The following is a 26278-nucleotide window of genomic DNA, read 5'->3' on the forward strand; positions in this document are numbered from 1 at the left end:
TGCAGGTTATAGCGTCAAGCCGAGCCCTTTAAGCTCTATTGGCCTTTTGGCTGCGACGAAACTCTCCCGGTGTCTGGCCATTCCAGCGTTTGAAAGCGCGCTGGAATGCCTCGGCTGAAGCGAAGCCCAGCAAGTAGGCGATTTCTCCGAACGCCAGTTCGGTGTCTCGAATATAGGTCATGGCCAGGTCGCGGCGCGTATCATTGAGGATCGCGCGAAATTGCGTGCCTTCCTCTGCCAGTTTCCGGCGCAGTGTCCAGGTCGGCAGCTTCAGGCGCGCCGCCACTTCTTCCAGATCGGGTTCCCGGCCACCGTTGAGCAACGGCCCAAGCAGTTGAGTGATGCGTTCGCGCAGGCTGCGGGTGCGGGTGAGTTGTTCCAGTTCCCGTTCACACAGTTGAACCAAGTGCCGCCAAGTGCTCGGGCAATGCTGCGGGTTGCGTCGGGCAAGGTCATCCAGGCCCAGGCGCAGCTGGTTCTGGTCGGCACCGAACAGGATCGGGCAATCGCCGAGCGTACGGTAGGCTTCCAGGTAAGCCGGTGCCTCGAATTCGATCTCGATGCGCTCGGCCCGTAACGGGGTGCCGCCTACGCTGGACAACTGCTGGAGCCAGCCAGCAACGATCGAATCCACGACGAAACGGTTATAGGCGTTATAGGGGCTGATGGAATAGAACCGCAGCCAGGCGCCCCGGGCGTCCTCGTGAAAACTCGATTGGCCACGATAGTTGGAGCCATACAACGGCTCGAAGCGGATCAAGCAACGTGCCGCTTCGCGTACCGTCGGAGCCTGGGCCGCGGTGACGCCAGCGAGGCCGGCCTGGCTCAAGCGGCTGAGCTGACCCATGCGCAGGCCCAAGGCAGCATCCTGGGTCAGCTGGATCGCAGCGTAACCGAGGCGCATATAGCGTGGAATCGATAATCGGGCCCCGGGCTCGGCCAGGCGTGCGGTGTCGAGACCGTACTGTTCGAGCAGGGGCTGGGGATCCTGGCCATGGCTGGCTACCGCATCGGCCAGGCTATGGACGAAGCCCACGGACAAGTCGCCCAGGCGCATCGGCTTCATGCTCACAACCACAGGTTCAGCAGGCGGGCGCCACGGGCTTCGCCGTCGGGGAAATGCTGGCCGTTGTGGCTGATGAAACTCTGGCCGGCGCTGCCGTTGTCCCAGAACTGGCCGCGTAGAAACACGCTGACACCGCCCTTGGCCTGGCTGATGGGCAGTTGACTGGTCAGCGTCAGGCGGTGCCAGGCCTGGCCTTCGCTCATTTCACCGGGCTTGAGGCTCACCTCGCTCGGTGTGGACAGACCTTTATAGCCGTTCCAGGGTTTGTTCCAGGTGTCGCGCCCGCTGATGAAGGCGGGGACCGCGATCAGTTGTGCGCCCTGATCGTTGAGCTGTCGGTAGTAACGCGGATACCAACTGTCGCTGCCGATCAGCACGCCCAGGCGCCCGGCGGGGGTATCGACGACGCGGAGGGCGTCCTGGCGGTCGGCCTCCAGCACATCCCGTTGTTCGAACACCGGATGCTGTTGACGCTGGGGCTGCCCGAGCGGTCGACCGTCGCTGCCAAACACCAGGCTGCTGTTGTACAGCGCGCCGCGGCCGATCTTCAGTTCACCTTCGCTGACGCTGGGGTCGGGCAATACGATGGAGCCGGCCACCAGGGTTACGCCGAACTCCCGGGCCAGCCCGCCAAACATGGCCTGGTAGTCGCGGGCCATGGTGTCGGCTTTCATCCGCAGGTACGCATCGTCCAGGCGGTTGTCGCCTTGGGCACCGAACAATCCCCGGATGAACGCCAGCGGGTTGCTGATTGCCAGCCAGTTCATGGCTTCCTTCAAGGTGCCAGCCTGATACAGCTCGTCTTTTTCTCCGCTGATCATCAACCAGGTGCCGATGTGTTCGGGCAGGACCACGACGGTTTTGTCGCTGAGCAACCCCAGGTCGCGAGCGGTTTGCAGGTAGGCCGCCAGTTTGCGGCGCAAATGCCCGGGGTTCTGGTAGTCGGTGGGGAACAGCTCGGGCTGGATGCCCAGCAAGTTGCCTCGATCGGCGGGAACACCCTGGTCGACCGCCAGGTCGATGCGCAGGTCCGAGAGGTAGTGCCCTGTCGGGCGATCCGCCGTCCACAGTGCATAGCTCATCAGGGCGGCAATCAGGGCCAGTGAAAACAGCAGGTACAGAAGTTTACGCATGGAGAGCAGTCAGCGGCCGTGTGCAGTTCTTACGGGGCAGGGTACGGTAAAACCTGAAATTAGCAAAAGAGATGTCCCTGTGTGGGAGCGAGCCTGCTCGCGATGGCGGTGTGTCAGCCTGCATTGAGCTCGCTGGTCCGGCGCTATCGCGAGCAGGCTCGCTCCCACATTGGGCAATGGTCAGGCTTTCACATTCAGTGATTCTTGGCCTTTCTGATCCGCAGCATGATCACCAACATGATCAACAGCACCGGTGGTGCCATGCCGAGCAATGCTTCGCGCGCCGACAGATCCGCACCCAGCGTATGCAACCCGCTATAGACCAGTTTGAACAGGTTGATCAGGTAGTAGGTGATGGCAATGATCGACAACCCTTCCACCGCACGCTGGATCTTCACCTGTGCATCGGCCCGTGCATTGAGGCTGCGCAGAATCTCCGCGTTCTGGTCTTCCATTTCCACTTGTACCCGAGCCTGGAGCAGGTCACCCAGGTTGGCAACGCTCATGGCCAGTTGTTCCAGGCGTTGCTCGGTCGCCGCGCAGTAGCGCACCGTCGGCTTGAAACGTCGTTCGATAAACACGCCCAGTCTCTGGCAGTCGCCCAGATGGCTCTCACGCAACTCACCCAGGCGCTCGAACACCAGTTGGGCGTAGGCCCGGGTCGCGCTGAAACGGTGGCGATTTTTCACCGAACTGCCGACGATCTGGCGAGACAGTTGCGCGATGTCCTCCAGCAAGGCTTTGGCATGCACGCCGCTGGCGTTGGCGTTGCGTTCGGAGAGTGTCACCAGGCTGCGGTCGAACTCGTTCAACTGCGGGTCCAGCGTCTTGGCGATGCTGAGGGACAAGGAAGCCATCATGCGATAGGTTTCGATTTCGAGCAGGCGCCGGATCATGCGTCCCTGTCGATAGGCGTTGAGTCGCCGATTGATAAACAGGAAGCGGTTGGTGCCGTCCTCGGTGAGGCGAAAATCGCTCCAGACCACGGCGTCGCCACCCCCCACGCTCGAGCCGCAGGGATCCTTGAAACCGTAGCCGGACAGGTCGAGGCCGTCTTCCGAACGCACCACCACCTGGACCGAATTGATGATCTGTGGAGCGTGACCTTCGATACCTTGCGCCAGGCATTCTGGCAGCGTGGTCCACTGCAATTCGTGACTGGCGGCGGGCACCACCAGGGTCAGGGTGAAGAACTCGGCATGACGTTCCCACTTGAGCGGGTGGCCGTCGATCCGAGTGATGCCCTGGGCGGCTTGATCCACCACGCTGTCGGGACATAGCCGCTCGAGCAGGGCCGTGCATTGGGCGTTATCGCCCAGGAACGCCAGATGGAAGACATGGGCCGGTTCGTCGAAGTACAGCGACGGACGAGCGTGCAGTTCGTTGTGCAGGATCTTTCGCTGGGGATGCATGCTAGCGGCCTGTGTGGTTTGAATTGTTTTTCTGTTCAGCCGCGTGGGCCACTGAGCATAGGACTGGCCCATCCCACCGGGAGTCACCAGGGTTTGCTCCTCCATTGGTACTGGATCGCTGCACATTTAGATCAATAAGTTGTCAGTTTCGGTCATTGAGCGCGGTGGTCCCGGCTTTTAGGCTGTGGGGCATGACTGAGGGAGGCCGCAGAGCTTCCGCATTTTCCGTGATCGCCCGTTGTGGAGTTACCCAATGACCGCCCTTCATTACCCGCATCTGCTGGCCCCGTTGGACCTGGGTTTTACCACGTTGCGCAACCGTGCCCTGATGGGGTCGATGCACACGGGTCTTGAGGAAAAACCCGGTGGTTTCGAGCGCATGGCGGCGTATTTTGCCGAACGTGCCCGTGGTGGCGTGGGCCTGATGGTGACCGGCGGGATCGCGCCGAACGACGAGGGCGGCGTGTACTCCGGCGCCGCCAAGCTGACCACCGAGGAAGAAGCGCTCAAGCACCGGATCGTCACCCAGGCCGTTCACGAGGCCGGTGGCAAGATCTGCATGCAGATTCTCCACGCCGGACGCTACGCCTACAGCCCGAAGCAAGTGGCGCCGAGCGCGATCCAGGCGCCGATCAATCCGTTCAAGCCCAAGGAACTGGACGAGGAAGGGATCGAGAAACAGATCAGCGACTTCGTCACCTGCTCGATGCTGGCCCAACAGGCTGAATACGATGGCGTGGAGATCATGGGCTCGGAAGGTTATTTCATTAACCAGTTCCTGGCGGCCCACACCAACCACCGGACCGACCGCTGGGGCGGCAGCTACGAAAACCGCATGCGCCTGCCGGTGGAAATCGTACGTCGGGTACGCGAGGCGGTAGGGCCGAACTTCATCATCATTTTTCGCCTGTCGATGCTCGACCTGGTGGAAGGCGGCAGCACCTGGGAGGAAATCGTCCAGTTGGCCAAGGCCGTCGAACAGGCTGGCGCGACGATTATCAACACCGGTATCGGCTGGCATGAGGCACGCATTCCCACCATCGCCACCAAGGTTCCCCGGGCGGCATTCAGCAAGGTCACGGCCAAGCTGCGCGGTTCGGTGAGTATTCCGCTGATCACCACCAACCGCATCAATACGCCGGAAGTGGCCGAGCAGATCCTCGCTGAAGGTGATGCCGACATGGTCTCCATGGCACGGCCGTTCCTGGCGGATCCGGATTTCGTCAACAAGGCTGCCGCTGGCCGGGCGGATGAAATCAATACCTGCATCGGCTGCAACCAGGCGTGCCTCGACCACACCTTCGGCGGCAAACTCACCAGTTGCCTGGTGAACCCGCGGGCCTGCCATGAAACCGAGCTCAACTATCTGCCGGTCACCCAGGTGAAGAAAATTGCCGTAGTCGGTGCCGGGCCGGCGGGTTTGTCCGCGGCTACCGTGGCGGCCGAGCGCGGTCATCAGGTGACGCTGTTCGATTCGGCCAGCGAGATCGGCGGGCAGTTCAACGTTGCCAAGCGCGTGCCGGGCAAGGAAGAGTTCTTCGAGACCCTGCGTTACTTCAATCGCAAACTGCAGACCACCCATGTCGAGCTGTGCCTGAACACCCGCGTGGATGTGGAACAATTGGTGGCGGGCGGTTACGACGAGATCATCCTTGCCACGGGGATCGCGCCGCGGCTGCCGGCAATTCCCGGTGTGGAACATGCCAAGGTGCTCAGCTACCTGGACGTGCTGCTGCAGCGCAAGCCGGTGGGCCGCAGCGTGGCGGTGGTCGGGGCCGGGGGAATCGGTTTTGATGTGTCGGAGTTCCTGGTGCACCAGGGCGTCGCCACCAGCCAGGACCGCGAGGCGTTCTGGAAGGAATGGGGAATCGACACCCGGCTCCAGGCACGCGGCGGTGTGGCCGGGATCAAGGCCGAGCCCCATGCGCCGGCGCGGCAGGTGTTCCTGTTGCAGCGCAAGACCTCCAAGGTCGGCGACGGCCTGGGCAAGACCACCGGCTGGATTCACCGCACCGGGCTGAAGAACAAGCAGGTGCAGATGCTCAACGGTGTCGAGTACCTGAAGATCGACGACGAAGGTCTGCACATCCGTATCGGCGACAGCGGCGAGCCGCAGGTGCTGGCCGTGGACAACGTCGTGATCTGCGCCGGCCAGGATCCGCTGCGTGAACTGCAGGAAGGTCTGGAAGCGGCAGGGCAGAGCGTCCACCTCATCGGCGGAGCCGACGTAGCGGCGGAGCTGGACGCCAAGCGGGCCATCAACCAGGGTTCGCGGTTGGCGGCGCAGTTGTAAGGGGGCGCAGATCCCCTGTGGGAGCGAGCCTGCTCGCGATGACGGCGGCACATCGACATTTCTGTCGACTGGACCACCGCTATCGCGAGCAGGCTCGCTCCCACAGGGGGATGTGGTGAGGCTGAATCTGCGGTCATTCGCGACCGCCTGTTAGAATGCGGGCCTCTTCGCGTCGGGCCTGCTCGCAATGCTTCTTCCTGCCCTTGATTGGCACCCCAACCCTAAACTCGAACTCCTGCATCTGGATTGGCTCACCCGCGCCGGTGTCGAAGTGGCGGCGTTGCGCCTGGACCGGATCGATCCGCTGATCAGCGGCAACAAGTGGTTCAAGCTGGTTCACCATGTGCGCGCCGCACACGAGGCCGGCGCCGAGGGGATCATGAGCCTGGGCGGTGCCTATTCCAACCACCTGCACGCGCTGGCTGCCGCTGGCAAACGCTTTGGTTTTCCAACGGTCGGCCTGCTGCGTGGTCAGCCCCGGGAAACGCCGACGGTGCTCGATCTGCAAGCATTCGGCATGGATCTGCACTGGTTGGGGTACGGCGGTTATCGGGAGCGGCATGCCGCGGATTTCTGGGTACCCTGGCAGGCGCGTTACCCCCATCTGCACCCGGTGCCCGAGGGTGGCTCAGGCTTGGCGGGCGCGCAGGGCTGTGCGGCCTGGGTGAGCAGCGCCCGTGAGCAACTGGCGGCATTGGGGTGGACGGGCTATCACGGCTGGTGGCTGGCGTGCGGCACCGGAACATCGCTGGCGGGGCTGGTGTTGGCCGAAGCGGGCGCGCATCCGGTCCATGGTGTGCTCGCGGTGCCCGAGGACCACGGTGTGGCGCAGCAGGTCGAAAGCATCGTGCGCGAGGCGGGCATTGCCAATCCGCGTTATGAATTGCTCGACGGCAGTCGTGGCGGTTTCGCCCGGGTCGACGCGCCACTGAACGCTTTCATCGACGCCACTGGTGCAATCGAACTGGAGCCGCTCTACACCGGCAAGGCGCTGATGATGCTCAAGGTGCACGTCGAGGCTGGCCGGTTTACACAAGGAACGCGCTTGATCTTCGTCCACACCGGCGGCTTGCAAGGCCGCCGGGGGTTTGAGTAAGCGCCTTCAGCCGCGCTTCGGCATCATCCGCAGCAGTGTGTTGTCGCGCACGATGTAGTGGTGATAGAGCCCCGCCAGGGCGTGCAGGCCGATCAACCAGTAGCCGATGGTGCCGCCCAGTACGTGCCAGCCTTCCAGCCGTTTGGCGAAGTCCTTGTCCTGATCGATCAACAGCGGCAGATCGAAACCGTAGAACATCACTTGATGCCCTTCCGCGCTGGTGATCAGCCAGCCCAGCAGCGGCATGGCAATCATGAACAGGTACAGCGCCCAGTGCATCAGGCGCGCAAGGACGGTCTGCCAGACAGGTGAAGCCGGAAAGATGGCCGGTGCCTTGCCCACGCTGCGGGCGAACAGGCGCAGCCAGACCAGCAGGAACACCGTCAGGCCGAGCATGAAATGCGCTTCCTTGATCAAGGTTCGACCGCCGCTGCCCTTGGGGAAGATCCCGCGAAACTCAATGCAGGCATAAACCACAGCCAGCAGCACCAGCATCAACCAGTGCAAGGTCACCGTGACGGTACTGTAGCGGTTTTCGGAATTCTTCCAGGGCATGCGGGGTCTCTCCAGACATCAGGGTAAAGCGCCGTCTCGAGCGGCGTTGTGGTGTTACTTTAAGCCCGTTTCGCTGGGTTTGCATGAGTCAGATCAGGTTTTGTCCGTACGGCCCCGGTTTCCGGCCGCCGGGCCGCCCATCACGGTATTCGGTGCGACGTCAGGGCGTTGTGTCGGGAGGGTTCAGAAGCCAGTCGAACAGCAGCCTGACGTCGGTATTGCCCGGCGCCGGTTTTGACGGCGCCATGACGCGCCCGCCACCGCTATCGATACCGCCCGGGCACAGCACCGGCCGGTCGGGGTCGCCGTCGAGAAAACTGACCAGCACTTCACTGCCGGCCATCAGGCGCGGGCTGTCATGGCGGCTCAACCGCGACATGGGCAAGGGAATGCCTTCGTCATCCGGGCTCCACAAGCTGACACGGACCTGACCGCGCTCATCGGCTACCGCCGGCTGCCCGGCGGGGCCGAGCACGTGCGCCACGTGGTAGCCGGGAATGCTCGGCCTGGGGTGCTTGAGGGCGGGCCTGAACACGGTGGACCAGGGGATGGCCGAGAATTTGTTGCGATAGTCCCTGGCCGACGACACGGACGGCTGACTCGCTTCCAGGATCGAAAACTGGCGCCCGCGATGCTGGACCTCGATGACCAGCCATTGATCGTTGAACGTCGATACCGGGTGCTCGCCGATCTGCACGATATGGCCGCTGCGCAGGGCCGGTTGAGTGCTGTGGCCGTGGATTTCCCGTTGCCGGCAGCGCAGGCGCTCCAGGTTCCGGCGCCCGATCTGATAAGCATGAGCCAACGCGGGGTTGCTCCGCATCGCCTCGTGATCGGTGCCGTTGAACCCATGATTCGCTGCGCTGGTTTCGGCGGGTGTCATTGCCCGCTCGGCGAAGCGGGCGGGCAGGGCAGGCGTCGTCGGGTGGTGACGCTGATACAGCCGCTCGAGTGCCGGTTGTTCATCCGCTTGCGTACGCAGTGTCAGCTCGACCGCCGGTGTCGGGAAGCTCTTGGGATCTTCGGCAAACACCAGGACATGGCCGGATGGGGAGTGTTCGAAGTGGTAGTGAATGCCTTCTTGCTCACATAGCCGTTGCAGCAGCTCCAGGTCGCTTTCCTCGTACTGGATACAGAACGGACGGGATGGGTACTGGCCGTGGGGCAGTTCGAAACGGTAGCTGTGAGCGGGCAGCGCGTTGTCGCCCAGCAGCCGTTGCAGCACTTGTACGACGCTGAGCTGATGGAAAACCCGTCGCCTCGGGCCATGTTCCAGGCGCTGGAGATGGGGAACCAGCGTCAGGCGATAGCCGATACGGTGCGGTGCATGGGCGCTCAGGCTGACGCTGTGGACGATGCCATGTACACCGGATTCGCCGTCCAGGCGCAGGAACGCCGGTTGCCCCAGCAGCGTGTCGGGATTGATGGGCGGCGCGAGGCCGATCAGTTCGAGGTCGAAGCGGTACGGCTGGTTGAGGGCCTCTCTACCGCTGAACCGCAGCACTTGCAGGCGCAAGTCGCTTTGCGTGAGTGTCAGGCTGAAGGGGCTTTCCGTGTCGTTGCGCATCGCGGTGCTTACTTGAAGAGAAGAAGCCGCGAGGGTACGAAACCGCGGGGCGAAAGGGTGCTCCCGAATCGCTATTTCGGAAACGGCCTACAGCACGTTGTGAAAATGTCGATTCGTCGGGGCGCATTTTTTGGTCGATCAGCCGGTTTAGGCCGTATAAACTTGCGCCACAGCGCCGGCCGGCAGATGTCTTGGCGCGTCAGACAAGAGAGTGAGTGATGGGCGCACAGTGGAAGGTTAAACACAAAGAGGCGGCTGCCAACGCCAAGGGCAAGATCTTCGGCAAGCTGGTGAAGGAAATCACCATTGCCGCGCGCAACGGTGCCGATGTGGCGACCAATGCACACCTGCGGCTGGTGGTCGAGCAGGCGAAGAAGGCCTCGATGCCCCGCGAGACCCTGGAGCGTGCGATCAAGAAAGGCTCGGGCCAACTCGGCGAAACGGTGCAGTACCACCGTGTGACCTACGAAGGGTTTGCGCCACACCAGGTGCCGCTGATCGTGGAATGCGTGACCGACAACATCAATCGTACCGTGGCTGAAATCCGCGTCGCGTTCCGCAAGGGCCAGTTGGGCGCTTCGGGTTCGGTGGCCTGGGACTTCAACCATGTCGGCATGATCGAGGCCGCCCCGGACAGCCCTGACGCCGATCCGGAAATGGCCGCCATCGAGGCCGGTGCCCAGGATTTCGAACCGGGCGAAGAGGGTGCCACGCTGTTCATCACCGATGCCGCCGACCTCGATGCCGTGCAGAAAGCGCTGCCGGCCCAGGGCTTTACGGTGTTGTCCGCCAAGCTGGGCTACCAGCCGAAGAACCCGGTCAGCGGCCTGACCGACGAGCAGATGGCCGAGGTCGAAGCGTTCCTTGAAGGTCTCGACAACCACGATGACGTGCAGGATATGTTTGTCGGGTTGGCGGGTTAAAGGGATTCCCTGAAGGGCGAATGTCTTTGTGGCGAGGGGATAAATCCCCTCGCCACAAAGACAAGCTGCGTTCGATCAGCCGGTGGTCAAGCAGCCGGCCAATACCCGCTCGATCTCCTCGAACCCCGGCCGCGCCAGCACGTCTGGCTGGCAGCAACGTGCCTTCAACGCCTGTAGCGTTGCAAGCTGCACGTCATCGTTCCCCGGCTCGATCCGCGCCAGCAATTCACCGAGCAGAATCCCGAAGGCCCGCACTTCGATGCGTTGCAGTGCACGGGTCTGCGGGGTGTCTGCGGTGGCGTGGAAAGACGCCGCGCCAAAATCCCCCAGCAGGCATTCGCCCTGGTCGTTGTAAAGGATGTTGTGCCCGTACAAATCCCCGTGGGTGATGCCCTGGCAGTGCAGGTGTGCCGCCACCGAGGCGATGCCCCGGGCGATACGCAAGGCTGCGGTGGCGCTCAATCGCAACGTGTCGGCATACACATCGCGGGTGCAGGAGGCCAGGCTCGGCAGCCCGGCCAGGTTTCGATAGCTGGGCTCGATCAGCGTCATGACCAGCCCGGCCTGTTCTTCGGGATGTCCGGCGACCTGGCCCAACACTTCAATCAGGTTAGGGTGCCGGCCCGCGGTGATGCAGGCATGCATTTCATGCAGGGGAGAGCCGTCGCTGGTCATCTCGCCCTTGTACATCTTCACCGCGACGTTTCGCGCCGGTTGGCCGGCCGGTTGCCATAGCGCTTGATGGATCACCCCCGAGGCGCCTTCGCCCAACTGTTTTTGCAGGCTCAGTTGCGTCCAGTCGATGGGTGTCGTGCTGTGCAGCGCGGCGTCGTCGGCTTGGGTTTCCAGTGGGTTACCGGCGTAGGCGAGCCAACTGAGGCGGGGCAGTTCCAATAACCATTGCGGCAGATCGACCAATTGATTGGCGGCGATACGCAGCAGCTCAAGTCGGTGACACTGGGCCAGGCTGGCGGGCAATTGCTGCAAACGGTTACCGGCCAGCATCAGTTTTTGCAGGTGTGGGCGCTGTCCCAGTTCATCCGGCAATTGGCTGATGCGATTGTCCGTGAGGATCAGCCAGCGCAGCAGCGGCGGGAGGGCCGCGGCGGGTACACGTTCGATGCGGTTGGCCTTGAAACCGACCATGGTCAACGCAGCACAACGGCCCAGGCATTCGGGCAGCTCAGTGAAGCGATTGTCCGAGCAGAACAGTACCCGCAGTCGGGTCAGCCGATGCAAGTCGTCGGGCAGGCTCTCCAATTGGTTGCCGCTGAGATTGAGGATCTCCAGGGAGTCCGCCAGGTCGAAGATTTCCCGGGGAAACTGCGTCAGGCCGCAGGCCAGGTCCAACCGGGTAATGCCTGACAGTTGGCCGGCGCGGAGTTGGGCGAGGGTGGTCATGGGAGGGGGCACCATTGATCAAGAGAAGTCCGATGCCACCTAGTTTGTTACAAAACCCTTGTGGCGAGGGGATAAATCCCCCTCGCCACAAAAGCCAGTTCGGCTAGCGCTCGATACTGCGGCTCCAACGCGCGTTCCACGCCGGACGCTGTTCATTGACCTGGTCCCAGTCCACTGCAATCGCTGTTTCCAGGTATTGCTTCATGGCTTCCACCTGGCCGCGGGTCTTGTCGGTGGTGGGGGTGTTGGGGTTGGACGGGATCTGGTCGCCTTCTTCCAGGGCAATGGCCTGGGCTTCGGGCGCGAGCAGGAAGGCGGCGAGTTTTTGCGCCAGCTCGGGTTGGGTGTTGTGGGCGATGGCGCATTCGGCGACGTTGAGCACCACCGCGCCTTCCTTCGGCTGCGCGTATTCCACGGGCATGCCTTTGAGTTTCAGCGCAGTCACTTGGGTTGGCGTCAGCGGGAACAGCGCCGCTTCGTCGGTCTGCAGCATTTCGGAGATCTTCGCCGAGCTGGGAATGTATTCCAGCACGTTGCGTCCCACGGTGTTCGGCCAGGTCTTGAAGCCCGGTTCGACGTTGGTCTCGTTACCACCCTGGATCCGGTTGAACATCAGGAAACCGTGCAGACCGAAGGTGGACGAGGCCACGGACTGGAACACCAGTTTGTCCTTGAAGCGCGGGTCGGCCATGTCCATCCAGGAGGTCGGTGCGCTCCAACCTTTTTCCTTGAACAGGCGGGTGTTGTAGGCGAGCCCTGTCACACCCAGGCTGACGGCCACGGCTTGATCCTTGATACGGCCCTTGGCGGGGATTTGCGCCAGGGTCGGGCTGTCTTCGAGTTTGTCGCAGAGCCCCATGGAAATGGCGCGGTACATGATGCCGTCATCCAGGAACATGACGTGCATCTGTGGGTTGTCTTTGCTGGCCTGCACTTTCGCCAGGATGTCCGCCGAGGTCCCGGGCACGATCACCACTTTGACGTTGTTGGCTTTCTCGAAGGCCGGCAAGACCTTGTCGGCATAGAGCCGCTCCATGGTGCCGCCGTTCATGCCCAGGTAAAGCGTTGGCTCGGCGTGTGCCTGGCCGACAGCGAGCAGTGTGCTCAAGCAGGAAAAGCCCAGCAGTGCAGTGCGTTTGACGTTATTCATGGCGCGACCTTCCTCTATCAAGAAACGGAGATGGAGTGAAACCGGGTGATGGAAAACGCATCCAGCGGCGTTTTCGATTCGCCGCAACAGATGATTTCGGTGAGCGCCTGGCCCACCGCCGGGCCGATCTGGAAGCCCGCTCCGGCAAAGCCGAACGCATGCAACAGGCCGGGTTGGGTGCTGCTGTGCCCGATCACCGGCTGGCGATCGGGCAGGTAACCTTCGGTGCCACTCCAGGTGCGAATCGCCTGGGCGCCCTCAAGGAACGGGTAGAGCTCGACCGCCTGGCGCAAGATCTCGATCACGGCATTCTGGCCGGGCCGGGCGCGAGCGTCGTCCAGGGCAAACCCCTGGCCGCCGCCCAGTACGCAGTTGCCGCGCGCAACCTGGCGCGCGTAAATCCCGCCGCCTTCCACGCCAGTACTGGCATCCATCACCAAGGGCAAGGGCTCGGTGACCAGCATCGCCGGGTGTCCGGCATACATGGGCACGGTTTCGCCGAACTGTGTGGCGAAATGGCTGGCCCAGGCGCCGGCGCAGTTCAGCAGCCAGGGCGCGCGGAGCGTCAGGCCGGTTTCGGTTCGCACGGTAAAGCGCTGGCCGTCGTGCTCCACCAGGCTGACTGGACACTGTTCGTGAACCTGGGCGCCATGGCGGCGGGCGGCTTGGGCAAAGGCCGGGGACACCAGTCGTGGATTGGCGTGACCGTCGTCCGGGCAAAGCGAGGCGCCGACAGCCACCGCACCCACCCAGGGAAAGCGCGCGTGCAGCGCCTGGCGATCCAGCAGCTGCAAATCGAGGCCAAAGCCCTGACTGCTGGCGGCGTATTCTTGCAACGCACGCATGTCCTCGGCGCTGCGGGCCAGTTTCAGGTGGCCGCTGCGCTGGTATTCACCATCAATGCCGATCAACTGGGGCAACTGGCTCCAGATTTCGTGGGCCCGTTGCGACAGGGGCAGTTGAGACAAGGGCCGCCCCTGGCGTCGTACACCGCCATAGTTCACTCCGCTTGAGTGCGAGCCGCAGAAGTCCCGTTCCAGCAAAGCCACCCGACGCCCGGCCTTGCTCAGGAACAGCGCGGCCGACGAACCGACGATGCCACCGCCGATAATCACCACGTCGACTTCGATCATGGCTCGACCTCCAGGCCAAACGGTACGGGTTTGACTGGCGCCTGGGCCCGCAAGCGACCGATGCCGCAAATGGGCCGTCCACTTTCGCTGGCAATGATTTCCGCCGCCGCGACGGCGCACATTCTTCCCTGGCAACGCCCCATGCCGACGCGGCAATGGGCCTTGACCCGGTTGATTTCCCAATGGCCTTCGCCGATCACCCGACGGATGTCGCCGGCGCTGACTTCTTCGCAACGGCAAATCATCAGTTCGTCAGCCGCGTCGGCGGCCCAGCTTTGCGGGAAGGCAAAGGCACGTTCCAGGCCTTGGCGGAAATGGCCGATGCGTTCGAGTTCTTTTTCCAGCTGGGTGCAACGCTGCGGATCGACTCGATAACCGCTGTCCTCGAGCAAGGCCAGGGCGGCGCGTTCGCCGGCTTTTTCGGCGGCGTCGGCGCCCATGATTCCCGCGCCGTCCCCCGCGAGGTAGACACCGGCCACGCTGCTGCGGCCGGCGCTGTCGCGCTGGGGTAGCCAGGCGCGGTTGAGGGCATTCCAGGTGAATTCGCAGCCCAACAGGTCGGCCAGTTGGGTTTCGCTACGTAAGCCGTGGGCGAAGGCCACCGCGTCGCAGTCGAGGGTTTGCTCGCCTTTTGCATTGTGCCATTTCAACGACTGCACCCGGCGTTCACCGTCAATGCGCGACAGACTCGCGCCTTGATGAACGGCGATGCCATGGGCGGTCAGCCAGCCCCGGTAGTAGAGGCCCTTGGCGAGCGTGGCCGGTTGCGCCAGCAGGCCGGGCAGGGCGCGGGCCTGGGCGCCCAAGGGGGAGCTGTCGAGCACGGCGACCACATTGGCGCCGGCCTTGGCGTATTGATAGGCCACCAGATAAAGCAACGGGCCGCTGCCGGCGAACACCACGCGCTCACCGATGGCGCAGCCCTGGAATTTCAGGGCGATCTGCGCGGCGCCGAGGCTGTACACCCCCGGCAACGTCCAGCCCGGTACGGGCAGGATCCGGTCGGTGGCGCCGGTGGCGACGATCAGCTTCGAGTATTCCAGCCGGGCGGCGCGCCCCTCATGCAGGGTGTCGAGCAGGCCGGCTTCGGCGTTCCACACCAGGGTGTCGGGACGATAGTCGAGCTGGTCGCGCAACTCATCGATGGTCTGGTGGATCGAGCGGGCCTTGTGCGCTTCGAAGCCATACAGCTTGACAGGCGAGCGCCTGAAATTGGCCGGTTGCCGCCGATAGATCTGCCCGCCACCGCGCAAGGCTTCATCCAGCAGGACAGGGTACACGCCGTGGGCGACCAGGGTCTGGGCAGCACGGATTCCGGCGGGGCCGGCGCCGATGATGGCGATTGTTTTCATGATTGCCTCATCGACAAGATCGGGGGACATGTGGCGCTGTCGAAGGCGCTATCGCGAGCAGGCTCGCTCCCACAGTGGAGCGGTGCGGAACGCTGATTTTGTGACCGTCGCAGAACCCCTGTGGGAGCGAGCCTGCTCGCGATAGCGGTGGTCCACTCAGCAACGATGGTGGCAGGGGGATCGCTTTCGCGAGCAAGCCCGCTCCCACAGTGGAGCGGTGCGGAACGCCGATTTTGTGACCGCCGCAGAACACCTGTGGGAGCGAGCCTGCTCGCGATAGCGGTGGTCCATTCAGCAACGATGGTGGCGGGAAGATCGCTTTCGCGAGCAAGCCCGCTCCCACAGTGGAGCGGTGCGGAACGTCGATTTTGTGACCGTCGCAGAACCCCTGTGGGAGCGAGCTTGCTCGCGATAGCGGTGGTCCATTCAGCAACGATGGCGGCAGGAAGATCGCTTTCGCGAGCAAGCCCGCTCCCACAATGGATCGGTGCGGAACGCCGATTTTGTGACCGTCGCAGAACCCCTGTGGGAGCGAGCCTGCTCGCGATAGCGGTGGTCCATTCAGCAACGATGATGGCAGGGGGATCGCTTTCGCGAGCAAGCCCGCTCCCACAGGGAATAAATGAGCTGTTCATACCTGGCGTCCCGGTTCGCGGGTGATTTGCTGGCCGGCTTCGAGCAGGGTGGCGCAGGCGCGGACGCGGCGGCCGTCGCCGAGGCGGACCCAGCAGTCCTGGCAGGCGCCCATCAGGCAGAATCCCGCCCGGGGTTCGGCGCTGAAATCGCTGCCGCGCAGGTGTTCGCCGCAGGTCAGCACGGCGGTCAGCAGCGTATCGCCCAACAGACCGGTGGCCGGCTGGCCATCGAGGGTAAAGTCCAGGGCCGGGCGGTCGCCTTCGGCCAGTCGTTTCAGCAGCGCCATGGTGCCCTCATTGTTTGCCCACCAGAACCCGATCCAGGCCATAGACCCGGTCGAGCAGAATCATGGTCAGTGCGGTAAGAGCAATGACCAGCGCCGACACCGCCGCCATCATCGGGTCGATGGATTCGGTGGCGTACACATACATGCGCACCGGCAGGGTTTGCGTCGCCGGTGACGTGACAAAGATCGACAGCGTGACTTCATCGAAACTGTTGATGAACGCCAGCAACCAGCCCCCGGCCACCCCCGGCAGGATCATCGGCAAGGTGATCTGCCGGAACAGCGTGAAGCGCCCGGCACCCAGGGATTGCGCGGCCTGTTCGGCACTGCGATCCAGGCCGATGGCCGACGCCAGCACCAGGCGCAATACATAGGGCGTGATGACCAGCACGTGGGCGAAGATCAGCCAGGTGAAATTGCCATTGACCCCCATCAGCGCAAACAACCGCAGCAGCGCCACACCCAGCACCAGGTGCGGGATGATGATCGGCGACAGGAACAGGCCGTTGAAAAAATCCCGGCCGGGAAATTCGAGGCGGGTGATTGCCAGCGCTGCCGGTACCGCGATCAACGTCGCCAGCGAGGCCGCACAGAACGCCAGGGCCAGGCTGTTGTAGAACGCATCGACGAAATCCGCTCGCTCGAACACGGCGCGGAACCAGCGCAGGGAGAATTCCGTGGTCGGCAGGCTCAGGGTGTTTTCCGGGGTGAAGGCGACGAGACAGACCACCACCAGCGGCGCCAGCATGAACACCACGACCAAGGCGTGAAACAACAGGGCGAAAGGACCGTTCCTGGACATGATGAGTTACCCCAATGACTTCTTGTAGCGGCCTTCGATCATGCGGTTCCACGACAGCATGATCAGCAGGTTGAGCAGCAACAGTGCAACGGCGATGGCCGCGCCCATGGGCCAGTTGAGTTCCGACAGGTACTGGTCGTAGATCAGCGTGGCGACCATCTTCAAGCGGCGTCCGCCGAGCAGGCCGGGAATGGCGAAGGAGCTGGCGGCCAGGCCGAACACAATCAGGGTGCCGGACAGCACGCCGGGCATGATCTGCGGCAGCACCACCTTGCGGATCACCGTGAATTGGCTGGCCCCCAGGGACAACGCAGCCTGTTCCGCGGCCGGGTCGAGTTTCTGCAGTGAGGTCCAGACCGGAATGATCATGAACGGCAGCATCACGTGGACCAGGGCAATGACCACGGCGAATGGCGTATAGAGCAACTTCATCGGCGCGCCACCGAACGCTTGCAACGTCTGGTTGACCAACCCGTCGGCGCCCAACAGCAGGCTCCAGCCGAAGGCCCGGACCACCACCGAGATCAGCAACGGAGTGAGGATCAGGATCAGGAAAATCGAGCGCCATGGCGCGCCCATGCGGCTGAGCACATACGCTTCGGGCACGCCGATCAGCACGCACAACAGCGTGGTCAGGGCACTGATCCAGAAGGTGCGCCAAAAGATCTCGTAGAAGTACGAATCGCCCAGCAGGCTGATGTAGTGATCGAGGGTGTACGCGTGGCTGTCGATGCCCGACCCGTAGTCGAAAACGTTGAACGACAGCACCAGCGTCAGCCCCAGGGGAGTCACCAGTAACCCCAGGTACAGGGCCAGGGCCGGTGCGGACATCAGATAGCCTTGCCGGCCCCGGCGCATTGCGTCCAGCAGCTTCATGCCGGCACCTCATCGTCACTCAGCACCCGCAGCAGCGCCGGATCCCAGTCCAGGCCCACTGCCGTGCCTTCGCTCATCGGCGCAGCGCCGTCATTTCGGCGCAGCACGCAAAGCTCACCCAGGCTGGTCGAGACCCCATACAACCATTGGCTGCCGAGGAAGAAACGGCTGGCGATCGTGCCTTGCAGGCGGCCCGCGCCAGCGGCGCACAGGTCGATCTTTTCCGGGCGCAGGCTCAGGGTCAGTTCGCCCTGGCCTGGCTGACAGGCTTGAACGACGCCAGCGCTGTCACGTTCGCCGGGCAGCAGGTTGGCCTTGCCAACGAAGCCGGAGATGAAGGTGGTGCGCGGGTGTTCGTAAAGGGTGTAGGGCGTATCGATCTGGGTGATGCGCCCGGCTTGCATCACCACGACGCGGTCACTGATGGACAGCGCTTCGGACTGGTCGTGAGTGACCATCAATGTGGTGATGCCGACTTCCCGCTGGATGCGGCGGATTTCGAATTGCATCTCTTCGCGCAGGTTGGCGTCGAGGTTGGACAGCGGTTCGTCGAGCAACAGCACTGGCGGTTCGATCACCAGTGCCCGGGCCAGCGCCACGCGCTGACGCTGGCCCCCCGAGAGTTCCCGAGGGTAGCGCTCGGCATGCCGGTCCAGGCGCACCAGCTTCAGCACCCGGTCCACCCGTTGTTGGAGTTCGCTGCCCGGCACCTTGCGCATGCGCAGGCCGAAGGCGACGTTGTCCCGGACGGTCATGTGGGGGAACAGCGCATAACTCTGAAACACAACGCCCAGGCCCCGGCTGGCGGGTTTGGCGTGGGTGATGTCGCGGCCGTCCAGCAGGATGCGTCCGCTACTGACGTCGACGAAGCCTGCGATCATTTGCAAGGTGGTGGTCTTGCCGCAACCGGAAGGGCCGAGCAGCGAGACGAATTCGCCTTTTTCTACCGCGAGGTCGGTGGCAACCACGGCGTCGATGTCGCCGTAGCGTTTACTCAAGTTTTCAAGTTGCACGAAAGCCATGACTGCGCTCCACCTGAGATTGTTATGCGTCGCCGTGAGGCGTGCTTTTTTGTAAGGGCAGATACGAAGGGGTGATGCAGGACACTCGGTGCGTTGGCGCTCGACCTGGATCGGCTGCCGTTGTTGTTCGAATCGCCCCTGTATGGACGCAGAGTAGGACGAAGAATAGGATGGGCTCAATGGCCTATTTCACTGAGGCGATGACTATTTTCAGTTTCATTCGATCAGTGAATTGATGAGTAAAGAAATGAATGAATAATTCCACTGATCGGAATATTGAAAAAAGCGAAGTCGGGGTTGGCGCCGTCTCCAGGTTGTTCGCCGTGTTGCGCAGCCTGGGTGACACCGCCGAAGGCGGGGAGCGGGTAACGCAACTGGCCCAGCGCATCGGCCTGTCCCAGCCGACCACTCATCGCCTGCTGCGCAGCCTGATGGACGAGGGCATGGTCGAGCAGGATGGGCGCAGCAAACGCTACCGCCTGAGCCTGGATTTTTTTGCCCTGGCCGCCCGTGCCGGGAACACCGGCAACCTGCGTGAACTGGCGCGACCGGCCATGCTGCGGCTGTCGGCGTCCCTGGGGGATTCGTTGTTCCTGCTGGCGCGCAGCGGTTTCGATGCGATCTGTCTGGACCGCAGTGAAGGGCCATTCCCGATCCGCACCTTTACCGGTGATATCGGCGGTCGGGTGGCGTTGGGCGTGGGCCAGGGCAGCCTGGCGATTCTGGCGTTCCTGCCGGAGGAGGAGCGCGACACGGTGATTCACTACAACCTGCCGCGGCTCAAGGACTTTCATCTGTACGACGAAGTCTTCCTGCGCTCGGAAGTGGAGAGCGTGCGCAGCCTGGGCTACGCCGGACGCAACACCGGCGTGTTGCAGGGGATGGCGGGGGTGGCGGTGCCGATCCTGGATCGCGGCGGCCGTGCCGTGGCGGCCTTAAGTGTGGCGACCATCAGCGACCGCCTGGGACCGGATCGTCTGCCGACGGTGGTGGAAATGCTCAAGCGCGAGGCGGCGTTGATCGGCCCTCGGATCAACCCATTCGACCCGCTGCTGCGCCGGCCTTCGCAGGTGTTTGGGCAGGGGTGAAGTCCGGAGTCCTTTGTGGGAGCGAGCCTGCTCGCGATAGCGGTGGATCAGTCTGCAACCCTGTTGAATGCGCCGCCGCCATCGCGGGCAAGCCCGGCTCCCACAGGTACGGCGTCGGACCTTGATGCTGCGGCCATCCGCAGCTCCAGTGTGGGAGCGAGCCTGCTCGCGATAGCGGTGGATCAGTCTGCACCCCTGTTGAATGCGCCGCCGCCATCGCGGGCAAGCCCGGCTCCCACAGGTACGGCGTCGGACCTTGATGCTGCGGCCATCCACAGCTCCAGTGTGGGAGCGAGCCTGCTCGCGATAGCGGTGGATCAGTCTGCCCCCCTGTTGAATGCGCCGTCGCCATCGCGGGCAAGCCCGGCTCCCACAGATACGGCGATGCTGCGGCCATCCGCAGCTCCAGTGTGGGAGCGGGCTTGCTCGCGAAGACGACGGCTCAGTCAACATTGATGTCAGATGTCAGTCCGCCATCGCGAGCAGGCTCGCTCCCGCAGGGGATGGCGGCGGGGGCAGAAGTCCAGGGTCTGCTTGAGTTTTTGGGCCGCCGGCGTGTCACTGGGAATCACCACTGCATAGTTGTACCCCGGCCCGGACCAGTATTCGGCCTGCAACTCGCCGTCGCGCCGGCTGCCACGGGGCAGCAGGAAATTCCTCGGCCCTGGTGGGCGCACGTAGAAGCTGATCTTCTGACCGCTTTCGTCCTGGTAGACGATCATCGCCGCCGCGCCTTGCTCGGTGCTGAGCAAGCGGCCGCTGACCGGCTTGAAGCCCGCGCCGGAAAGATCCGGCAGGCGATTGGCGTCGCTGAAGTAACGGTCGAGCCAGTCTTGCATGCTGCTTTCGTCGCCGGTCTGGTAATCGGCCGGGAGGATGCCTTGCTGGGCGAACAGCCGATAGGCCTGCAAGGCGTCAGCCATGGGTTGGGCGGCGCTGAGTAGGGTCATTTGACGAGCCTGCCAGCCACCGAAGCCACCCACGCTGACGGCCAGCAACAGTATCGCGGCGCTGGCCAGGTGTCGGCGTGAGCGATGTCTGAGCCGTTGGCGAATCGACGTCGGGTCGAGAGCCGGATTGGCCGGTTGCTGCAAGGCTCCACTCAAGGCAGTGCGCAAGCGTAGCGCGTCCTGTTGCCAGGCCCGGACCCGAGCGGCGACGTCGGGGTGGCTGCCGAGGTAGGTGTCCATCAGGCGCTGGTCGGCCTCGCTCAATTGGCGATCGACGTAGGCGTGCAGGTCGCTGTCGCTGGGGGGCATGCTGATCATTTGAGTATCCGCAGGGTGGGGCGGGTGATTTCGCCTTCGCTGAGTTGGCGCAAGGCTTGGCGGGCGCGGGACAGGCGCGACATCACGGTGCCGGTCGGCACGCCGAGGATGTCGGCGACTTGCTGGTAGCTCAAGCCTTCCACCGACACCCACAGCAACAGCGCCCGCTGCTCGGTGGTGAGTTGGTCGAAGGCCTGGAGCGACGACTGGGCGATCACGCTGCGCTCGGCCGAGGGATGCGTATCGTCGCGGCCGGTGAAAAACTCCAGCATGCGGGCGTAGCGTCGGGAACGGCGGTGGGCATCGAGAAACTGCCGATACAGGATGGAAAACAGCCAGGCTCGCAGATCGCCGTCTGGACGCTTGTCGTTCCATTTTGACAAAGCCCGCTCCAGGCACGTCTGCACCAGGTCGTCGGCATTGCTGGGGTTGCGCGTCAGCGACACGGCAAACCGCCGTAGTCGGGGGATGAGCATGCGCAACTGGTCATCGATTTCGTTCATGGGCGTTTGGCGTCCGGTGAGCCGTCGCTGGTGAGACTGGAAAGACGATCCCCAAACGAGATTATTCCAGCGTAGGAAAAATAAATACGCGGTATGGGAATAAAACCATCGGGCCTTCGTCTGACGGGTCCTTTCCTCAAATGGCCTTGAGCCTTGGAGCTTCGTCATGGTTGATCCTTCCTCTTCACCTGACCCCGCATCGGATCGGCCGCCGTTGAGTGCCGCCAGCCTGACCCTGCGCCTGGGTGGTATTGCGGTGATTGTTGCCGCATTGGCCGGGGTGTTTGCCTACGTCAATGGCACCCTTGACCCACAGCGCCTGACACCCAAGGCACTGGTCAACGTGCTGGAAAAGAACAATGGGGTTCATCCGGGCTTCCGGCGCAATCACTCGAAGGGTGTCTGTGTCGCCGGTTATTTCGAAAGCAGCGGCGAGGCGCGAGCCTATTCCAGCGCCCAGGTGTTCATGGACGCCCGGACGCCGGTTGTTGGACGTTTCGCCTTGCCCAGCGGCAACCCTTATGCACCGGACGGCAGTGTACCGATCCGCAGCCTGGCGTTGCGTTTCACCCAGGCCAACGGCCAGCAATGGCGTACCGGCATGAACAGCATGCCGGTGTTCCCGGTGGGCACGCCTGAGGCGTTCTATCAGTTTCAACAGGCCCAGTCACCGGATCCCGCCACGGGGAAACCGAACCCGACGGCAGTGCCGGCGTTCTTTGCCGCTCACCCGGAAGCCGTGCCGTTCCTGCAGTGGATCAAGACTGCCAAGCCGTCGGCCAGCTATGCCACCGAAACCTACAACGGCATCAATGCGTTTTACCTGGTCAATCCGGCCGGGCAACGTCAGGCGGTGCGCTGGGGCGTGGTCCCGCTGACCGCCGACGCGGCGGATGCGCCACCCGCTCAGGGCGCTGACTACCTGGAGCAGGACCTGACCAAGCGTCTCGCCGCCGGGCCGTTGCGTTGGCGGTTGGACATCACCCTGGCCAATCCTGGCGATCCGGTGAATGACGCCAGCAAGCCCTGGCCCACGGATCGCAAGGTGCTCAATGCCGGCACGCTGGTGCTGGAGAGTACCCAGGCGCAGGACAACGGCGAGTGCCGTGACATCAACTATGACCCGCTGATCCTGCCCAGCGGTATCGAAGGTTCCGAAGACCCGCTGCTGGCCGCGCGTTCCGCCGCGTATGCCAGTTCCTATCTGCGGCGTACCAGCGAAGTGAGCCAGCTGCCCGCCACCCAGGAGTCCCGCCCATGAGCCCCCGTCACTTCGCACCCTTGGCCCGGTTGCTCCACTGGTTGATGGCGTTGATGATCATCGCCATGTTGTTCATTGGCGCGGGCATGGTGGCCTCGGTGTCCGAGCGTCATGAGTGGCTGCTCCGGTTGCACAAGCCTCTGGGCATCGCAATTCTGCTACTGGTGATCGTGCGCCTGGCGGTGCGCTTTACCACGCGCCCACCGGCATTACCGAGGGATCTGCCGGGCTGGCAGGTGCTGGCGGCGAAGGCCTCCCATGTCCTGTTGTACGCCTTGATGTTGATCTTGCCACTGTTGGGCTGGGGCATGATTTCTGCGGCGGGGGACCCGGTGATGCTCAGTAGCTCGCTGCAACTGCCCTCGATTCTGCCGGCGAATGCCCAGACGTTCGCATGGTTGCGCAAGGCCCACGGGTACTTGGCCTACCTGCTGTTCCTGACCGTGCTGGTGCATCTGGCGGCGGCGCTGTTTCACGGCTGGGTGCGGCGGGATGAGGTGTTGGACAGCATGTTGCGCGGTCGAGATAAAGCTTGAGTCTTGCCGGCCCCTGTAGGAGCTGCCGAGTGCAACGAGGCTGCGATCCTTCCCCTGGCAATTGAGTCCAGAGTGAAGATCAAGATCAAAAGATCGCAGGCTTCGCCAGCTCCTACAGCCCCTCACACAGGTTGATATCAGGTCGCTGGTTCAGCGCAGCTCATCAACCATATCCGCCACTGTGCTCAACACATCCTTGCCCAGTTGCATCGAGCGCTTGCCGGACCAGCCGGTGTGCGGGTTCGGGTGGTCGTCGTGGTCCTTGAACGGCATTTCCAGGGTCAGGGAGAGGCAGTCGTATTTCTGGCCGACCGCGTTGCAGGCCAAGGTCATGTTCGCCTGGCCCGGTTCGTCGCGGGTGTAGCCATGGGTGGTCTGGAAGTCCTTGGTCTGGTGCTTGAGGTGGCTGCGAAAGCGCTCTTCGAGCTTGGCAATGCGGGGCGTGTAGCCGGGGTTGCCTTCGCTGCCGGCGGTGAAGACGTGGGGGATGGTCTCGTCACCGTGGATGTCGAGGAACAGATCGACGCCATACTTTTCCATTTGCTGCTGTACGAAGAATACCTCGGGGCTGATTTCCGGGCTGGCGTCCTGCCAGGCACGGTTGAGGTCCTGGCCCATGGCGTTGGTGCGCAGATGCCCATGGAACGCACCGTCCGGGTTCATGTTCGGCACCAGATAGAGATCGGCCTTGGCCAGCAACCGGTTCAGTTGGGCGTCGTCCTGATCCTGCAGGCGTTCGATCACGCCCTCCATGAACCATTCGGCCATGTGCTCGCCGGGGTGCTGCTGGGCGATGATCCAGACCTTGCGCCGGCCTTCGGCACCGCTGCCTTTACGCAGCAACTGGATATCACGTCCCTCGACACTTTTACCGGTAGCCAGCAGATCGGCTCCGGCCTTGTGCTGTGCCTGCTCGATCAGCCAGTCATGACGGCCACGGCTGTAGGGCTCAAAGTAGGCAAACCAGGCGTGGGGCTGTTCGGCTTCCAGGTAAAAACGCAGGGAGTCGCCTTCGAACTGGGTGGGTACACGGAACCAGTTGACGTGATCGTAGGAAGCAACGGCCTGGTAACCCGGCCATCCTTTGCTGTAGGTCGATTGACTGGCGTTGAGCAGGCGGAAGGAATGTTCCTGGCCAACGTGCAGGCCACTGGCCTTGAAGTGGAACCACTGGAAGTGGGCGCTGCGGGTGTCGGGACGGATTTTCAGCAGAGATTGCAACGGGTTGCTGATGTCCACGACCTGGATATTGCCGCTGTCGAAATTGGCACTGATATCAAAAGACGATTTAGCCACGGTCACGATTCCTTTGAGAGGATTTCCATGACCGTTACTTTACACGCAAGGAAGGGTAGATCGGGACGATTTGCGTCATAAAACAGGGGGCGTCCTCCCTGGACGCAGAAGCAGCTTAGAGAGTCCGCACCTGATTCTCAAGTGCTGCCTGTCGATAGTTTTGGCCGGTCTGGCGGGGCTTTGAAAAATGGAAAATCATCACCGTCGTGGAATCAGTAACCCCGGTCAGGGACTTTATTCGCCTGCAGCCATAAGCCGGAAAATCGGCAAAAAAAGACCCGGCAAAGAGCCGGGTCAAAAACCGTGATTAGCCTGATGAGGAGATACTCCAGAAGTCCGACCTAAGGCCTTCTGGACTATCGACCGATCTCGCGATCAGTTGATGCAATAATAATCATTATCATTTGCAAGTCAAATGTTTTTATTGCGCACATTGGAAAATATTTCCTGACGCCGGTATCCGCGGCTCCGTTCTCGCTGACCCCCGCTGCTTATCGAGCCGGGTAGCCGTCCAGGGACCGGTCCAGCATGACCTTGGCCAGATCAATCATGTGCACCACCGAAAATGCCAGGTCACGGTTCGAACCTTGTAACCGGTTGGCGGACTCGTGGGCGGTGGCTGCCGCACAGCGCAGCAGATCGCACGCATGGACAAGAGCTTCTTCGCCCTTGATATTACGGTTCACGTCGAAGAAGCGGTGTTCCTGTTCATCCGAAACACCCGGTTTCAAGTAATAGTCCAGGGCCCGTTGGGCGGCCGGGCAATCCTGTAGCGAGGGGAACGGGGTGTGGAAAGGGATGTTGGGCTCGTCTTTATTGAAGGTATCCATGGTGTCGAGGTTCTCCGTAGTGGGCTGAAATCCTCAGTCCAGAATAGTACGCATCGTAATTGTGACGACAATTTAAATACTACAATATGTGTTTTGATGGTCGGAGTCATCCACGTATCGTGCCGCTCATGGATAAATGGATAGAGTTGGTCAAGGCCAAAATGAAGGAGCTGCGCGTCACGCAAGTGGTGCTCGCAGAGCGTCTGGGCATGTCACAAGGCGGTGTCGGCCATTGGCTGACCAAGCGCCGGCAACCCAGTGTCGAAGACATGAACCGGGTCCTGCAGGAATTGGGGATGGAGTTCCTCGAAGTGGCGATGGTGATCCGCGAGCCGGATACGTCTACCGAAGAGGGCATGACCCTGGCGCAGAAGTACAACCCGTACTTCCGCTACCCGGTGAGTGATTGGCACGACGTCGGCGAAGTTCGCGAGGTCGATCCTGAGCACTACAGCCAGGCGCGTTATGAGTTGACGGATTACCACGCCCAAGGCGATGCCTTCTGGCTGGTGGTGATGGGCGATGCGATGACCGCACCGACCGGGTTGAGCATTCCCGAGGGCATGTCGATCCTGGTGGACCCGGCCATCGAGGCGGTGCCCGGCAAGCTGGTGGTTGCCCAGTTGCCGGGCAGCAGCGACGCAACCTTCCGTAAATTGATCGAGGAGAGCGGGCAGCAGTACCTGGTCCCGCTCAACCCGACTTACCCGAAAAGCCTGTACACCGAGCAATGCCGCATCATCGGTGTGGTCGTACAGGCCACCATCAGGTTCTAATCGGATCGGCCCTTGGA

Annotated in this window: 23 protein-coding genes and 1 pseudogene; 7 read left to right on the plus strand and 17 right to left on the minus strand. The window is 62.7% G+C overall.

What is annotated here, in order from left to right; all coding sequences use genetic code 11:
• Window positions 1-28 precede the first annotated feature (28 nt).
• The 3 genes from PCOSP_RS10440 to PCOSP_RS10450 all read right to left on the minus strand — a co-directional run bounded on the left by PCOSP_RS10440 (window position 29) and on the right by PCOSP_RS10450 (window position 3611).
• On the minus strand, window positions 29-1057 hold the full coding sequence (locus PCOSP_RS10440) for an AraC family transcriptional regulator (RefSeq protein ID WP_217505288.1): 1029 nt from the start codon (window positions 1055-1057) through the stop codon (window positions 29-31).
• A gap of 11 nt (window positions 1058-1068) precedes the next feature.
• Window positions 1069-2199 (minus strand): carbon-nitrogen hydrolase family protein, encoded by a 1131-nt coding sequence (locus tag PCOSP_RS10445; RefSeq protein WP_139641713.1) that lies wholly within the window; start codon window positions 2197-2199, stop codon window positions 1069-1071.
• A gap of 194 nt (window positions 2200-2393) precedes the next feature.
• Window positions 2394-3611: a DUF3422 domain-containing protein gene (locus tag PCOSP_RS10450; protein ID WP_464711075.1), complete on the minus strand. Its 1218-nt coding sequence runs from the start codon at window positions 3609-3611 to the stop codon at window positions 2394-2396.
• Between the two features lie 253 nt (window positions 3612-3864).
• Between PCOSP_RS10450 and PCOSP_RS10455 the strand changes: the two genes are divergently transcribed.
• The gene (locus PCOSP_RS10455) at window positions 3865-5904 is read left to right on the plus strand and encodes an oxidoreductase (protein WP_175385298.1); all 2040 of its coding nucleotides are present in this window, start codon (window positions 3865-3867) and stop codon (window positions 5902-5904) included.
• 187 nt (window positions 5905-6091) lie between these two features.
• Window positions 6092-7000, plus strand: a complete 909-nt coding sequence (locus tag PCOSP_RS10460; protein WP_464711077.1) for a 1-aminocyclopropane-1-carboxylate deaminase/D-cysteine desulfhydrase — start codon at window positions 6092-6094, stop codon at window positions 6998-7000.
• Window positions 7001-7006: 6 nt separating this feature from the next.
• Here PCOSP_RS10460 and PCOSP_RS10465 read toward each other — a convergent pair whose 3' ends face one another.
• Together PCOSP_RS10465 and PCOSP_RS10470 are read right to left on the minus strand one after the other, a co-directional pair.
• Window positions 7007-7555 (minus strand): cytochrome b, encoded by a 549-nt coding sequence (locus PCOSP_RS10465; protein WP_139641721.1) that lies wholly within the window; start codon window positions 7553-7555, stop codon window positions 7007-7009.
• 160 nt (window positions 7556-7715) lie between these two features.
• Window positions 7716-9122: a type VI secretion system Vgr family protein gene (locus PCOSP_RS10470; RefSeq protein ID WP_464711078.1), complete on the minus strand. Its 1407-nt coding sequence runs from the start codon at window positions 9120-9122 to the stop codon at window positions 7716-7718.
• A 218-nt stretch (window positions 9123-9340) separates the two neighbouring features.
• On the opposite strand from PCOSP_RS10470, the gene PCOSP_RS10475 reads away from it, so the two are divergent.
• Window positions 9341-10045 (plus strand): YebC/PmpR family DNA-binding transcriptional regulator, encoded by a 705-nt coding sequence (locus tag PCOSP_RS10475; RefSeq protein ID WP_047703746.1) that lies wholly within the window; start codon window positions 9341-9343, stop codon window positions 10043-10045.
• A 75-nt stretch (window positions 10046-10120) separates the two neighbouring features.
• Here PCOSP_RS10475 and PCOSP_RS10480 read toward each other — a convergent pair whose 3' ends face one another.
• The 8 genes from PCOSP_RS10480 to PCOSP_RS10515 form a co-directional block, all read right to left on the minus strand.
• A complete protein-coding gene (locus tag PCOSP_RS10480) occupies window positions 10121-11446 on the minus strand; it encodes a leucine-rich repeat-containing protein kinase family protein (protein WP_464711081.1) in 1326 nt (441 codons plus the stop codon).
• A gap of 103 nt (window positions 11447-11549) precedes the next feature.
• Entirely contained in the window at window positions 11550-12596 is a 1047-nt protein-coding gene (locus tag PCOSP_RS10485) for an ABC transporter substrate-binding protein (protein WP_464711083.1), read from the minus strand.
• Window positions 12597-12613: 17 nt separating this feature from the next.
• The gene (locus tag PCOSP_RS10490; protein ID WP_175361253.1) at window positions 12614-13729 is read right to left on the minus strand and encodes an NAD(P)/FAD-dependent oxidoreductase; all 1116 of its coding nucleotides are present in this window, start codon (window positions 13727-13729) and stop codon (window positions 12614-12616) included.
• On the minus strand, window positions 13726-15081 hold the full coding sequence (locus PCOSP_RS10495; RefSeq protein WP_464711085.1) for an FAD/NAD(P)-dependent oxidoreductase: 1356 nt from the start codon (window positions 15079-15081) through the stop codon (window positions 13726-13728). Before PCOSP_RS10495 ends, PCOSP_RS10490 begins: the two co-directional genes overlap by 4 nt.
• Before the next feature lie 631 nt (window positions 15082-15712).
• Window positions 15713-16003, minus strand: coding sequence for a (2Fe-2S)-binding protein (locus tag PCOSP_RS10500; protein WP_024778322.1), 291 nt, complete (start codon window positions 16001-16003; stop codon window positions 15713-15715).
• A gap of 7 nt (window positions 16004-16010) precedes the next feature.
• Window positions 16011-16805 (minus strand): ABC transporter permease, encoded by a 795-nt coding sequence (locus PCOSP_RS10505; protein WP_024778323.1) that lies wholly within the window; start codon window positions 16803-16805, stop codon window positions 16011-16013.
• Between the two features lie 6 nt (window positions 16806-16811).
• Window positions 16812-17681 (minus strand): ABC transporter permease, encoded by an 870-nt coding sequence (locus PCOSP_RS10510; RefSeq protein WP_464711088.1) that lies wholly within the window; start codon window positions 17679-17681, stop codon window positions 16812-16814.
• Window positions 17678-18703 carry an ABC transporter ATP-binding protein gene (locus PCOSP_RS10515; RefSeq protein WP_464711090.1) on the minus strand — a complete coding sequence of 342 codons (1026 nt, stop codon included), beginning with the start codon at window positions 18701-18703 and terminating at the stop codon, window positions 17678-17680. Before PCOSP_RS10515 ends, PCOSP_RS10510 begins: the two co-directional genes overlap by 4 nt.
• A gap of 251 nt (window positions 18704-18954) precedes the next feature.
• On the opposite strand from PCOSP_RS10515, the gene PCOSP_RS10520 reads away from it, so the two are divergent.
• A complete protein-coding gene (locus PCOSP_RS10520; protein ID WP_139641739.1) occupies window positions 18955-19791 on the plus strand; it encodes an IclR family transcriptional regulator in 837 nt (278 codons plus the stop codon).
• Window positions 19792-20309: 518 nt separating this feature from the next.
• On the opposite strand, the pseudogene PCOSP_RS10525 reads toward PCOSP_RS10520, so the two are convergent.
• Together PCOSP_RS10525 and PCOSP_RS10530 are read right to left on the minus strand one after the other, a co-directional pair.
• Window positions 20310-21059: pseudogene (locus PCOSP_RS10525) on the minus strand (anti-sigma factor family protein); the annotation flags it as partial.
• Window positions 21056-21562 (minus strand): sigma-70 family RNA polymerase sigma factor, encoded by a 507-nt coding sequence (locus PCOSP_RS10530; protein WP_139641743.1) that lies wholly within the window; start codon window positions 21560-21562, stop codon window positions 21056-21058. The pseudogene PCOSP_RS10525 and the gene PCOSP_RS10530, both read right to left, overlap by 4 nt.
• Before the next feature lie 166 nt (window positions 21563-21728).
• Here PCOSP_RS10530 and PCOSP_RS10535 point away from each other — a divergent pair, with 166 nt between their 5' ends.
• Both PCOSP_RS10535 and PCOSP_RS10540 read left to right on the plus strand, forming a co-directional pair.
• Window positions 21729-22823, plus strand: coding sequence for a catalase family peroxidase (locus tag PCOSP_RS10535; RefSeq protein WP_139641745.1), 1095 nt, complete (start codon window positions 21729-21731; stop codon window positions 22821-22823).
• Window positions 22820-23359, plus strand: a complete 540-nt coding sequence (locus tag PCOSP_RS10540; protein WP_175361259.1) for a cytochrome b — start codon at window positions 22820-22822, stop codon at window positions 23357-23359. The genes PCOSP_RS10535 and PCOSP_RS10540 overlap by 4 nt, the downstream gene beginning before the upstream one ends.
• Window positions 23360-23509: 150 nt before the next feature.
• Here PCOSP_RS10540 and PCOSP_RS10545 read toward each other — a convergent pair whose 3' ends face one another.
• Together PCOSP_RS10545 and PCOSP_RS10550 are read right to left on the minus strand one after the other, a co-directional pair.
• Window positions 23510-24661, minus strand: coding sequence for a M14 family metallopeptidase (locus tag PCOSP_RS10545; protein ID WP_175361260.1), 1152 nt, complete (start codon window positions 24659-24661; stop codon window positions 23510-23512).
• Between the two features lie 485 nt (window positions 24662-25146).
• Window positions 25147-25485 carry a DUF6124 family protein gene (locus tag PCOSP_RS10550; protein WP_175385308.1) on the minus strand — a complete coding sequence of 113 codons (339 nt, stop codon included), beginning with the start codon at window positions 25483-25485 and terminating at the stop codon, window positions 25147-25149.
• 128 nt (window positions 25486-25613) lie between these two features.
• Between PCOSP_RS10550 and PCOSP_RS10555 the strand changes: the two genes are divergently transcribed.
• Window positions 25614-26261, plus strand: coding sequence for a LexA family protein (locus PCOSP_RS10555; RefSeq protein ID WP_139641753.1), 648 nt, complete (start codon window positions 25614-25616; stop codon window positions 26259-26261).
• The last annotated feature ends 17 nt before the right edge of the window (window positions 26262-26278 follow it).

The organism is Pseudomonas sp. MAFF 730105, assembly GCF_055380705.1.

Bases quoted from the DNA above. Each gene is read 5' to 3' on its own strand.
- PCOSP_RS10440 (WP_217505288.1), bottom strand. From the start codon at position 1,057: ATGCGCCTGGGCGACTTGTCCGTGGGCTTCGTCCATAGCCTGGCCGAT.
- PCOSP_RS10445 (WP_139641713.1), bottom strand. From the start codon at position 2,199: ATGCGTAAACTTCTGTACCTGCTGTTTTCACTGGCCCTGATTGCCGCC.
- PCOSP_RS10450 (WP_464711075.1), bottom strand. From the start codon at position 3,611: ATGCATCCCCAGCGAAAGATCCTGCACAACGAACTGCACGCTCGTCCG.
- PCOSP_RS10455 (WP_175385298.1), top strand. From the start codon at position 3,865: ATGACCGCCCTTCATTACCCGCATCTGCTGGCCCCGTTGGACCTGGGT.
- PCOSP_RS10460 (WP_464711077.1), top strand. From the start codon at position 6,092: ATGCTTCTTCCTGCCCTTGATTGGCACCCCAACCCTAAACTCGAACTC.
- PCOSP_RS10465 (WP_139641721.1), bottom strand. From the start codon at position 7,555: ATGCCCTGGAAGAATTCCGAAAACCGCTACAGTACCGTCACGGTGACC.
- PCOSP_RS10470 (WP_464711078.1), bottom strand. From the start codon at position 9,122: ATGCGCAACGACACGGAAAGCCCCTTCAGCCTGACACTCACGCAAAGC.
- PCOSP_RS10475 (WP_047703746.1), top strand. From the start codon at position 9,341: ATGGGCGCACAGTGGAAGGTTAAACACAAAGAGGCGGCTGCCAACGCC.
- PCOSP_RS10480 (WP_464711081.1), bottom strand. From the start codon at position 11,446: ATGACCACCCTCGCCCAACTCCGCGCCGGCCAACTGTCAGGCATTACC.
- PCOSP_RS10485 (WP_464711083.1), bottom strand. From the start codon at position 12,596: ATGAATAACGTCAAACGCACTGCACTGCTGGGCTTTTCCTGCTTGAGC.
- PCOSP_RS10490 (WP_175361253.1), bottom strand. From the start codon at position 13,729: ATGATCGAAGTCGACGTGGTGATTATCGGCGGTGGCATCGTCGGTTCG.
- PCOSP_RS10495 (WP_464711085.1), bottom strand. From the start codon at position 15,081: ATGAAAACAATCGCCATCATCGGCGCCGGCCCCGCCGGAATCCGTGCT.
- PCOSP_RS10500 (WP_024778322.1), bottom strand. From the start codon at position 16,003: ATGGCGCTGCTGAAACGACTGGCCGAAGGCGACCGCCCGGCCCTGGAC.
- PCOSP_RS10505 (WP_024778323.1), bottom strand. From the start codon at position 16,805: ATGTCCAGGAACGGTCCTTTCGCCCTGTTGTTTCACGCCTTGGTCGTG.
- PCOSP_RS10510 (WP_464711088.1), bottom strand. From the start codon at position 17,681: ATGAAGCTGCTGGACGCAATGCGCCGGGGCCGGCAAGGCTATCTGATG.
- PCOSP_RS10515 (WP_464711090.1), bottom strand. From the start codon at position 18,703: ATGGCTTTCGTGCAACTTGAAAACTTGAGTAAACGCTACGGCGACATC.
- PCOSP_RS10520 (WP_139641739.1), top strand. From the start codon at position 18,955: ATGAATAATTCCACTGATCGGAATATTGAAAAAAGCGAAGTCGGGGTT.
- PCOSP_RS10530 (WP_139641743.1), bottom strand. From the start codon at position 21,562: ATGAACGAAATCGATGACCAGTTGCGCATGCTCATCCCCCGACTACGG.
- PCOSP_RS10535 (WP_139641745.1), top strand. From the start codon at position 21,729: ATGGTTGATCCTTCCTCTTCACCTGACCCCGCATCGGATCGGCCGCCG.
- PCOSP_RS10540 (WP_175361259.1), top strand. From the start codon at position 22,820: ATGAGCCCCCGTCACTTCGCACCCTTGGCCCGGTTGCTCCACTGGTTG.
- PCOSP_RS10550 (WP_175385308.1), bottom strand. From the start codon at position 25,485: ATGGATACCTTCAATAAAGACGAGCCCAACATCCCTTTCCACACCCCG.
- PCOSP_RS10555 (WP_139641753.1), top strand. From the start codon at position 25,614: ATGGATAAATGGATAGAGTTGGTCAAGGCCAAAATGAAGGAGCTGCGC.